Origin of the sequence: Pseudomonas sp., assembly GCF_036404235.1 — a bacterium.
Classification (GTDB): domain Bacteria; phylum Pseudomonadota; class Gammaproteobacteria; order Pseudomonadales; family Pseudomonadaceae; genus Aquipseudomonas.
The window spans coordinates 1-10,155 of record NZ_DASWOT010000194.1 but is presented as its reverse complement, the minus strand read 5'-3'; the positions used below and the strand labels follow the sequence as shown (position 1 = coordinate 10,155).

Annotated in this window: 12 protein-coding genes; 5 read left to right on the top strand and 7 right to left on the bottom strand. The window is 57.6% G+C overall.

Annotated features, from left to right (window positions below; genetic code table 11):
* Positions 1-238: 238 nt before the first annotated feature.
* The gene (locus VGC62_RS24555) at positions 239-505 is read right to left on the bottom strand and encodes a hypothetical protein (RefSeq protein WP_331189673.1); all 267 of its coding nucleotides are present in this window, start codon (positions 503-505) and stop codon (positions 239-241) included.
* A 390-nt stretch (positions 506-895) separates the two neighbouring features.
* Between VGC62_RS24555 and VGC62_RS24550 the strand changes: the two genes are divergently transcribed.
* Entirely contained in the window at positions 896-2,215 is a 1,320-nt protein-coding gene (locus VGC62_RS24550) for a sigma-54 dependent transcriptional regulator (RefSeq protein ID WP_331189672.1), read from the top strand.
* 66 nt (positions 2,216-2,281) lie between these two features.
* Here VGC62_RS24550 and VGC62_RS24545 read toward each other — a convergent pair whose 3' ends face one another.
* Together VGC62_RS24545 and pnuC are read right to left on the bottom strand one after the other, a co-directional pair.
* Positions 2,282-2,836 carry an AAA family ATPase gene (locus tag VGC62_RS24545; RefSeq protein WP_331189671.1) on the bottom strand — a complete coding sequence of 185 codons (555 nt, stop codon included), beginning with the start codon at positions 2,834-2,836 and terminating at the stop codon, positions 2,282-2,284.
* Between the two features lie 8 nt (positions 2,837-2,844).
* A complete protein-coding gene (gene pnuC / locus VGC62_RS24540; RefSeq protein ID WP_331189670.1) occupies positions 2,845-3,408 on the bottom strand; it encodes a nicotinamide riboside transporter PnuC in 564 nt (187 codons plus the stop codon).
* A gap of 344 nt (positions 3,409-3,752) precedes the next feature.
* On the opposite strand from pnuC, the gene VGC62_RS24535 reads away from it, so the two are divergent.
* Both VGC62_RS24535 and VGC62_RS24530 read left to right on the top strand, forming a co-directional pair.
* Positions 3,753-4,583, top strand: a complete 831-nt coding sequence (locus tag VGC62_RS24535) for an undecaprenyl-diphosphate phosphatase (protein WP_331189669.1) — start codon at positions 3,753-3,755, stop codon at positions 4,581-4,583.
* 6 nt (positions 4,584-4,589) lie between these two features.
* The gene (locus VGC62_RS24530; RefSeq protein WP_331189668.1) at positions 4,590-5,033 is read left to right on the top strand and encodes a DUF1294 domain-containing protein; all 444 of its coding nucleotides are present in this window, start codon (positions 4,590-4,592) and stop codon (positions 5,031-5,033) included.
* Positions 5,034-5,038: 5 nt separating this feature from the next.
* Here the strand turns inward: VGC62_RS24530 and VGC62_RS24525 are convergent, their stop codons facing one another.
* Both VGC62_RS24525 and VGC62_RS24520 read right to left on the bottom strand, forming a co-directional pair.
* A complete protein-coding gene (locus tag VGC62_RS24525; RefSeq protein WP_331189667.1) occupies positions 5,039-5,383 on the bottom strand; it encodes an MmcQ/YjbR family DNA-binding protein in 345 nt (114 codons plus the stop codon).
* A gap of 47 nt (positions 5,384-5,430) precedes the next feature.
* On the bottom strand, positions 5,431-6,333 hold the full coding sequence (locus tag VGC62_RS24520; RefSeq protein WP_331189666.1) for a LysR substrate-binding domain-containing protein: 903 nt from the start codon (positions 6,331-6,333) through the stop codon (positions 5,431-5,433).
* A gap of 127 nt (positions 6,334-6,460) precedes the next feature.
* On the opposite strand from VGC62_RS24520, the gene VGC62_RS24515 reads away from it, so the two are divergent.
* Both VGC62_RS24515 and VGC62_RS24510 read left to right on the top strand, forming a co-directional pair.
* Positions 6,461-7,066: an FMN-dependent NADH-azoreductase gene (locus VGC62_RS24515; RefSeq protein WP_331189665.1), complete on the top strand. Its 606-nt coding sequence runs from the start codon at positions 6,461-6,463 to the stop codon at positions 7,064-7,066.
* A gap of 401 nt (positions 7,067-7,467) precedes the next feature.
* Positions 7,468-8,508, top strand: a complete 1,041-nt coding sequence (locus VGC62_RS24510) for a dienelactone hydrolase (protein ID WP_331189664.1) — start codon at positions 7,468-7,470, stop codon at positions 8,506-8,508.
* Between the two features lie 177 nt (positions 8,509-8,685).
* Here VGC62_RS24510 and VGC62_RS24505 read toward each other — a convergent pair whose 3' ends face one another.
* Both VGC62_RS24505 and VGC62_RS24500 read right to left on the bottom strand, forming a co-directional pair.
* On the bottom strand, positions 8,686-9,300 hold the full coding sequence (locus VGC62_RS24505) for a class I SAM-dependent methyltransferase (protein ID WP_331189663.1): 615 nt from the start codon (positions 9,298-9,300) through the stop codon (positions 8,686-8,688).
* Positions 9,297-10,055, bottom strand: a complete 759-nt coding sequence (locus tag VGC62_RS24500) for a PIG-L family deacetylase (RefSeq protein ID WP_331189662.1) — start codon at positions 10,053-10,055, stop codon at positions 9,297-9,299. The genes VGC62_RS24505 and VGC62_RS24500 overlap by 4 nt, the downstream gene beginning before the upstream one ends.
* Between the last annotated feature and the right edge of the window lie 100 nt (positions 10,056-10,155).

Genomic DNA, 10,155 nt, shown 5'->3' with positions numbered 1-10,155 from the left:
CTGGCCGACGTCGGCACCGTCGTGCAGATGTCTCGCGGCCCGGCACCGCAGGCGTGCGGTGCTGTCCGGCAGTTTGCGGTCATTACCCAGGCGTTGGGCTGAGCAAGGGTATCGGTAACGATCAAGCAATCTTGGTTGAGAGCGTCCCCTCTTCACACACCGCTATTTCGCGACCTGATTAAAGCCGACTCGGTTGGCTTTTCTCTTGCCGCTTGAGGCTTGTGGCTAAAAGCTGCTCTTACGCTGGCATCGACCAAGGCTCAAGGCTATAGCCTTCGCCGCTGATCTCTGCCCGCGCTTGCTCGAGCATTTGGGCCAGTTGTTTCGGATCGCAATAAGCGCTGCTTGGAATCTGTTTGCGGCCGATGCGGTTATTGGTTCGGTCGATAACCGTCAGGCTCAGTTCGCCGTTGCCATCCTGAGGCGCCCAGGCGACGCATTGAAAGGGGTGAAAAGCGTGACCGGCGATCAACAGTGCTTCGTTAAAGCGCAATGGGGCGTTCATGACGTGTCCTCAAATGCCCGTATCCATTCACTCACCGTCGGCGGGCGTCCCGTTCGGTTGGTTACTTGTACTGATGACCGCTAAGGGCGGGTAAGTCACAAGGCTTCTTAAAATAATTTCCGCACCTTCGCTGTAAGCCTCGTATTACAAGGCTGTGCGTGGACCGAGGCAAATTGCCGCAGTGCCAATCTGATGCCTGTGCTCAATGGGTCGATGACACCATTAGCCTTCTCGGTTTTTGTTAAGCACATTTCGATCTTAGCCTTATAGATAATCGGTCCAAGAGGGCGTCAAAAAACTTGTTAATGTAGCTTTCGGGGTCGCCAAGACGCTGTTTCTAAAATGTTTTTTAATTGATCCTATTTTGAATCTCGGCGCCAAGGAACCTATATGCATGAGCTGGCAGCAACCCGTCGCCTGTTAATTGTCGAACCGTGCGATGAAAGCCTTCAGTTAATACCTGGCCTGCGCAATGCCGGATGGGAAGTGGACAGCTGCACGTTGCAGTCTGCAGTGTCTCATCCATGTGACGTTGGTCTGATCAGATTGATGCCGGAGCATTTCGAACACCCAGAAGTCGTTAAAGAGCTGATCACTCGCAGTAATACGGAGTGGATTGCAGTGTTGACGCCGGATGATCTGCGCCGCGACAAGATCGGTGACTTTGTCTGCGAATGGTTTTTCGATTTCCATACCTTGCCCTTTGATGTGGCTCGGGTTCAGGTCACCTTGGGCCGGGCTTATGGCATGGCGCGCCTTCGTGCTAAAGGCACCCATGATGTCGCTGGGCAAGACCATCAGCTGCTCGGTGAAAGCCGTCCTGTCCGTGAGTTGCGCCGGTTGCTGAGCAAATTGGCGCCCACCGAGTCACCGGTACTGATCCGCGGCGAAAGCGGTACAGGCAAAGAGTTGGTTGCACGCACCCTGCACTCGCAATCGCAACGCCGTGACAAACCGTTTGTGTCCATCAATTGCGCGGTCATTCCCGAGCATTTGCTGCAATTTGAGCTGTTCGGCTACCCGGACGATATTTCTTCTGGCGCTCAACCGCGAAAGGTCGGCCTTATAGAAGCGGCCAATAGCGGGACGCTGTTTCTCGACGAAATCGGCGATTTGCCACTCGACGTACAAGCCAATCTGCTGCGGTTTTTGCAGGGCAGGCATTTGCAAATTGGCGAGCGGTCAGTGCCCATTGACGTCCGCGTGTTGGCATCCACCCACATCGACCTCGAAGCTGCAATCCGTAAGAAACACTTTCGTGAGGACCTCTATTACCGCCTGAATGTGCTGCAAGTGGGCACTGCTCCGTTGCGCGAGCGGCATGGGGATTTGGCGTTACTGGCCAATCATTTTGCCCACTTCTACAGTCAGGAAACCGGCCGCCGCCCGCGAACTTTTAGCCAGGACGCATTGGTTGCCATGGGCAAGCACGATTGGCCCGGTAACGTCCGTGAGCTGGAAAATCGCGTGCGCCGTGGCCTGGTGCTGGCCGAAGGACGACAGATCGAAGCGTTTGATCTGGGACTGTTAGGTGAGGATGACATCAGCTCGAGCATGGGCACCCTGGACGATTACAAATCTCGCGCCGAGCGCCAGGCATTGTGTGACGTACTGACGCGGCATAGCGATAACCTGAGTGTGGCGGCGAAAGTACTCGGGGTGTCACGGCCGACGTTCTACCGCTTGCTGCACAAACACCAGATACGCTGAGAATATGCGCGCGGCCTGCCTGTCACACCGAGTGCGCGGTGTGTCTGTTACACCGCACGTACAGATTTACGACGGGTTTCCCGCCGGTCGCGGGGCGGCAGTGTTCATTAATTGGGTCACCGCCAGCAATGCCTGTTCACGGCGATCACTCAAGCTTCCGCCAGCAATCCGATACGGTTGATGATGTTGGTCCAGCCAGCGTTGGCTTGCTTCAAAGAACGCCTGGCGTGCAGGGAGCTCGGGCTGGCAGCGTTGTCCGTCGCCGATCCATTCGACACCTTCTGCTGCCAGCAGCAGTGTCAAATCGTAGCGACGCGTCAGCAACGCTTGTTCCAGCCAGTCGGGGCAAGCGCCGAACAGCGTCTGGCTCCACAGGATGTTGCTCAACAGGTGGGTGTCGAGAATCAGCAACTCAGGTGCGAGGCTGCGGGCGGCGTCCTCCCAGGCAAGTTGCCCTTGGGCGATGGCGCTGATGTCGGCGTAGCAGGTGTCGCGTTGCGTGTGGTCGATGAAGTATCGAACGTATTCGCTGACCCGTTCGCCGCCAAACTGCTGTTGTAGTTGCTCGGCCAGCCAGCTTTTACCGCTGGATTCAGGGCCAGCCAGGACCAGAACTTTCATCGTTCGCCTCAATGCGCCAATGCCGGGTCGGCTCGCCAATCGCGCCAGCCTTGCACCGCAAGCAGGATGAACAACGCATAAAGCGCTGCCGTGACGTACAGCGCTTTATAAAGGAATAGGCCAACGAAAATAATGTCCAGCACAATCCACAGTGGCCAGCATTGCACGCGCTTTTGCGCCATCCAGACCTGCGCCACCAAACTGAAACCGGTGAGGGTCGCGTCCAGCCAGGGTTGCGCCGCATCGGTGAAGCGCGCCATGGCGGCACCCAACGCCAGGCTCACCAAGGCGCCCAGCGCAAGGCTGATGAGCAGGGCGCCGCCACCCAGCGAACTTACGGTTCTGCCGCCTGCCAGCGCGCCGCGTCGGGTCCATTGCCACCAGCCATACACTTGCAATGCCGCGTAAATGACTTGCAGCAGCATGTCTGAGTAGAGCTTCACGTCAAAGAATATCCAGGCGTAAAGCAACACCATCACCAGACCGATCGGCCAGCACCAGGCGTTCTGTTTGACTGTAAGCCAGACGGCGGTCACACCGAGCGCGGCGGCGAACAGTTCAAGCCCTGACATTGGCGACTCCTGCTGATATTAAAGCCGTGAGTGAAACCGATGGAAAATCGGCCGGCGATTGTAAGCGCTTTACGTCTGTAGGAGGGGTATGGATAACCGTGAGAAATAGTGACCGCAGCTCATAGGCAAACGGTAACCGTTTGTGCTGTAAGGTCAAAACTCGCACGCCATTATTCATGCTAGAGCGTTTGGCTGGGACGTCTGCTAGCATCGCCGCGCTTGCGTGTTTGTGCTAGCAATCCTGAACCTTTCATGCGGCGTTGACATTCAATCGTCTATGGTTCGCCGCGATTGCAAAAAAAATATTAAGAACCGTGTCATGAATACGGTCTCCTGGGGGAATGATGGAACTTTGGACCGCCGTACAGGCGTTAATACTTGGGGTTGTCGAGGGGTTGACAGAGTTTTTGCCGATCTCAAGCACAGGCCATCAGATCATTGTTGCGGACTTGATCAATTTTGGCGGCGAACGGGCGATGGCATTCAATATCATCATCCAGTTGGGTGCAATCCTGGCGGTGGTATGGGAGTTTCGGCGCAAGATTGTTGATGTCGTGGGCGGCTTGAGCACCGATCCAAAAGCACGGCGGTTTACTGCAAACCTGATCATTGGCGTACTGCCGGCGATGGTCTTGGGCGTTCTGTTCGCCGACTTGATTCACGAGTACCTGTTCAACCCGATCACCGTGGCATCGGCGTTGGTGATTGGCGGGTTCGTCATGCTCTGGGCTGAGCGTCGTCAGCATGTGGTTCATGCTGAAACCGTGGATGAAATGACCTGGGCTGACGCGCTGAAAGTCGGTTTCGCACAATGTCTGGCGATGATTCCCGGCACGTCCCGCTCCGGTTCTACGATCATTGGCGGTTTGCTGTTTGGTTTGTCGCGCAAGACGGCTACTGAGTTCTCATTCTTTCTCGCGATGCCAACCATGGTCGCAGCCTCTGTGTACTCGGGCTATAAGTACCACAGCCTGTTTCTACCGAGCGATTTCCCGGTATTCGCAGTGGGGTTTATCACCTCTTTCATTTTCGCCATGATTGCCGTGAAGGGGTTGTTGAAATTCATCGCTAACCACAGCTACGCGCTCTTTGCCTACTACCGTATCGTGTTCGGTCTGTTGATCCTGGCGACCTGGCAGTTTGGCTGGATCGACTGGTCCAGTGTGCAAGGGTAAAGAACCATGGAGCAGCGGGGCTATGAGGGCGGCAAGCGTCCTTCGACAAATCGTCCTAAACCGGCTGTGCGCTTTTTACGCACCAAACTGGTTGCACTGTGGGTGCTGTGCGCGTTGCCGGGCTATGGAGTGGTCAAACTGTGGCTGGATGGCGGCTCATGGATACCGGCAGCAGCTTATGTGTTGATCAGCGCGCTGACGTTTTTGCTGTATTGGCACGACAAGCATCGAGCAAGAACCGACGGCCAGCGAACGCCTGAGAAAGTCTTGCACGCTCTGGAGTTGCTGGGTGGCTGGCCGGGGGCATTGATCGGCCAGCAAGTGCTGCGGCACAAGACGCGCAAGGTGTCTTATCAAGTGGTGTTCTGGGGCATCGTTGTGTTGCATGAGTTGTTCTGGATAGATCGCTTGGTGCTGGGCGGGAGTTTCCTGGCGCGGCACTTTTACTGATCCGTCTAGAGTTTCAGCGCGACCTGTAGCTTTTTCGGCAATTTGCTGACCACCAGTTGATGCGAACGGGTCAGCAGGTCACGTAACTCATCATCTGCGATGGAGTAGGGTACGGCCACGCTGATCCAATGCGCGCGGGCCAGATAAGGTGCCGGCCGAACCCCGGGGCGGTCCACGTAGCCCAGGAACAGATCGGACGCGACCTTGAACGACAAACCCTTGCCGGACAGGTCCATCACCGCAAACATTTTGTTCCCGGCAATCGAGAACACGCGTGTGCCGCCCCATTTGTAGTCTTCCCTGGTGCCCGGCAGGCTCAGGCAAAACCGTGCGACGTCTTCAATCTGCATGCATTTCTCCTTTTCAGTCAGGTGCGCTCTGCAAAATAGCTGCCCAATCACTGACAACCGGGTTCACGAAATTCGGATGCAACATGATCGATCCAGGCCCTGACCGCAGGTAACGAGCCTCGCCGGTGGGTGTAGGCCGCCTGCAAGTTGCCACTGGGCATCGACCATTCGGGTAGCAGCCGAACCAGACTGCCATCGGCCAGTTCGACATGGCAATTCATCATTGGCAGCATCGTCAGCCCCAGTCCTGCCAACGCGGCGTCTTTGCGGATCGGAAAGTCGTCGATTGCCAGTCGTGGTTCGACGGCGAATTCAAAACGCTGTCCATTGTCGTGTACCAGGTTGAAATGCACCTTGCGATCAGCCTCGATGGCGCCCAGCACCGGCAGGCTTGCGAGGTCTTGCGGCGTGAGGATTTGCTTGCCCGCGAGCAACGCTGGCGACGCTACCAGCGCGGCGGCGGCGGGTGCCAGGTGGCGAACGATCAGATTAGGATCATCGTCGCCGACATCGCGCACACGAAGCGCGACATCGATCCCTTCGTTGACCAGATCCACCCGACGATTGACCAGCAGTAACTCCAGTTGCACCAGAGGGTACTTGCCGAGAAATTGCGTGACGACAGCGCTCAGGTTCCAGTGCGTCATGCCCATCGGGCAGGAAATCCGCAAACGACCGCGTGGCTCGGCGGACAAGGTGGCTACGGCTTCATCGGCCATTTCAGCTTCCAGCAACATCGCCTGGCAGTGTTGCAGGTAGCGTTCACCCACGGCTGTCAGGGCGAGTTTGCGCGTGGTGCGTTGCAGCAAACTGGCATTCAACCGCGTTTCCAGCTCGGCGATGCGCCGTGACAGGCGTGATTTGGGAATCCCCAGCGCGCGCCCTGCGGCGGCGAATCCGCCTGATTCGACCACTTTGGCGAAGTAATAAAGATCGTTAAGGTCCTGCATTTTTTCTCGATTGTCCTGTCAGTGGGACGAACTATCGCATTTTTGCTGACTAATCAGCCATTGCTTTGAACTGTAGGATTATCGCCACTCGATCGCCCAGCGGCGATTCTCACTTGGGAAGCACGTTATGAAACTTTTGCACATTGATTCCAGCATCCTTGGCGATCACTCCGCTTCGCGCCAGTTGAGCCGTAGCGTCGTTCAAACCTGGAAAGAGACCCACGCTGATACACAAGTGGTCTATCGCGACTTGGCACATGACGCATTGAGTCACTTTTCCGCTGCCAGCCTGGCCGCTGCCGGTACGCCGGTCGAAGGTCGCGACGCTGCCCAGAAGCTGGAAGTCGAATCCAACGAAGCGATCCTGCAAGAGTTCCTGTCGTCTGACGTCGTGGTCATCGGTGCGCCGGTTTACAACTTCACCATCCCAAGCCAACTAAAAGCATGGATTGACCGCATCACCGTTGCCGGTCGTACGTTCCGTTACACCGAAGCAGGGCCTGAAGGTCTGTGCAAAGGCAAGAAAGTCATCATTGTTTCCACCGCCGGTGGCCTGCACGTGGGTCAACCCACCAGCGTGGGTCATGAAGACTTGCTCAAAGTACTGTTCGGTTTCATCGGCGTCACCGATCTGCAATTCGTCTTCGCCCATGGCCTGGCCTATGGCGATGAGCCCCGTGCCAACGCATTGACTGCCGCCCAGAAGCACATCAAGGAAGAGCTGTTCGCCTGATGAGGTGAGTGCGCCCTGATTGAGCGGTGCGCACAGCTGAACTGAACGCCCTGCCACCCTGCGCCGAACGCAAAGGGTGGCGGGGCGTTTGGCTTTTTGCGCAGACGTTCAGCCAAGCGACAGGCTTGACGATTTCTTTGCAGGCAGTTCACCGCAGTCCGCAGTAAAATTGCCCTAGACCACACCGTGCAGGTGCCAGCCTGGTTTGTTTTACCGGCGGTCGTCTGTTTTTGCGCCGTCTGGCCCGGCTTATGCACTTATTGACTCGGCAGGCACTCTCACGTTGTAAGCGCAGTGCGTGAGAGCAAGCTAAAGCCCCGCGTTCACGGGGCGCCACAGGGACAACGGGTCAGACAAGCATGCCTGGCCACACACGGAACTTCGGGTTTAGGGGCATTGCGATGATGCGTCTTTGTGCAGTGATGGTATTTAGCTTGTTCAGCAGCCTGATTTCGGTGCAGCTCAGCGCGCAAGAGCTCTGGAGCGTGGGTTTCCACGAATTGGACTTTCTCGATCCGCTGGATTCCCAGCCGATGCACGCATACGCCTTTTATCCGTCCACCGATGCCGAGCAAGTTACCAGGGTTCAGGGTTATCGGATCGAGGCGGGCGAAGACGCAAAAATCGCCATGGGCCGCTTTCCATTACTCATGCTGTCGCACGGTAATACCGGCACGCCACTGGCCCAGCATGATCTAGCCACTTCCCTCGCCCGGCAGGGTTTTGTCGTGGTGGCTGTATTCCATCCCGGCGATAACTACATGGATCACAGCCGTCTGGGTAGCCTGAGCAATTTATACGGTCGCCCGCTGCAAATTTCTGAAGCCATCAGCGCTGCATTGCTTGATCCAATGCTCTCGCCGTTCATCAGTGCGCGACGGGTCGGGGTGATCGGTTATTCGGCGGGCGGCGAAACCGCGTTGATTCTCGCCGGTGCGCAGCCTGATCTGCAGCGGTTGCGTCAGTACTGTATTGAACGTCCTCAAGATCGCGACGCTTGCAACACCCAGGGCGAGTTACTGGCCGACCGTGACGACCTGCATCCTCAGGCTGATCCGCGCGTGGGTGCGTTGATGCTGATGGCCCCGCTGGGCTTGATGTTTGGCCGCCACACGCTGGCCGATGTGCATGTGCCTGTTTTGATGTACAGCGGCGATGGCGATGAACTGCTGGCCATCGACAAAAACGCCGAGGCCCTGGCGCGCAAACTGCCCGAAGTGTCGGATTTTAAATTGCTGGCGGGGGCAGGGCACTTCGTATTCATGGCGCCCTGTGACGACGAACAGCGTGCCACCACACCGGTGTTGTGTACCGACGCCATCGGTGTTGATCGCGAAGACATCCATCGCAATCTCAGTGCCGAGGCTGTGCGGTTCTTCGGCGATGCATTGGGCTCGCCACTGAGTACCGCAGGCATGCAGACGGCGGTCCATCAGGAGTGAGGATAGTCAAACACTGGATCTTGTTGGAGCAAGTCTTGGCCTAATGCCAGTCACTTAAGCCGCTTTTGAACGATTTCCACTGTTCGTCTGATGCCGAGAGCCCCGAAATCATTGGGCTGCTTTTTTGAGGTTCGCAGCCTTTGGCACATCTTGCAGAGCGCGCGAGGGAAAGCGGCTTCAGCGCAGGCCTTCCTTCTGAGCGACTGAGCCTTGCTCCCAAGCCCACACATCCAGTAGAAAATCACTTTCGTGATAGCTCTGTCGGTGCATACCGAGGCGCTGTTGCAGCACCTCATGCACTTGGTCGGCGGTCAGCGGGCAGCCTTCGATAGGTGTGCGCCAGTGACAGGCGAGCAGTTGCCCGTCATCGGTCAGCGAGGCGAGTGCGCGGTCGATCCAGCGGTGCAGGTCCTCCAGGCTCAAGTAATAACCCAGTTCGCTGAACACGATCAGGTCGAAACGACCTGCTGGCCATTGCTGGGGTAGGCGTGCTTGCAGGACCTCTGCCCGAGGGAAATCCGCGAGGCGCTCACGTGCCAGCTCAACGGCCAAGGCGCAGGTATCACACCCCACAAAACGATCGCAGCGGGTTGCTAGCTCAGCACTCAACTCGCCATTGGCGCAACCGGGTTCAAAGATCCGCGCATACCGCTCACGCGGCAGCGCAGCCAGGGTCAACGCGCGTTTGCGACGCTCGTACCAGCGTTGCTTGAACGCCCACGGGTCATCGCTGTTGTGGAACAACTGATCGAAGTAATCATCCGTGACGCTGGTATTCGTCGCGTCAGTCATAGGAACACCACTTCAAATGATTGCATCAGGCGCTCCAGCACGTGAGGGGGCAGAACCGGTTCGAGACCGATCATTGGGTCGCCATGCAACTGGCTGGCGAAGGCGTGGGCAGCATGGCGTTTGCGGGCGATGGTCTCCGGGGCCAGCAGGATCTTGCGCGCGCGGTCCCAGGGCAGACGTGGATCTTCTGGATCGGCCCAATGCCAGGCCCAAATGGGCACTTCACGCAATGGCGCCCCTACAGCCGCCGCAGCCACTGAACAGGCGCGGCCCACTGCTTCGTGATCGGTGTGACCGTCAAGCCGCCAAGTCGTGAACACCACGTCCGTAGGGCGCAGGTAACGCTGCAGAAACTCCACCAACTGTGCCTCTTGGGTGGCAACGGCGCTGTCGGCAAAGCCACCGCGCAGCCATTGCAAGCTGTGCAGCGGGACGTCCAGGCGCTTCAGCGCTTCGGCGCTCTCCTGCGGGCGGATTATGCTCAAGCGGTCAGCCGGCCAAAGATCGGAGCCGGGATGGCTGGCGCTGCCGTCAGTCACCGAGATCAGCTCCATGGCGCGCCCGAGCTGCGCCAACTGCTGCATCAACCCCGCAAAACCGAGGATTTCATCATCCGGGTGTGGGGCGACGATCACGGCGCGTGAGCCGGGCGGCACCAGTAATTCAGTGGCGATAGCCGGCAACTCGGCCAATTTGACGGATTCCTGCCACGCATGCAGCGAAGTGCCACGACCGACGATAGGCTTGTCACGCATAAACACCACTCATAATGACCAGCTTCCCATGGGCGCGACATCAGCGTGTGAGACCGTGCCGGGTTGAGTGGTTACATCCGCTGAGCCGGTCGCGAGTAAC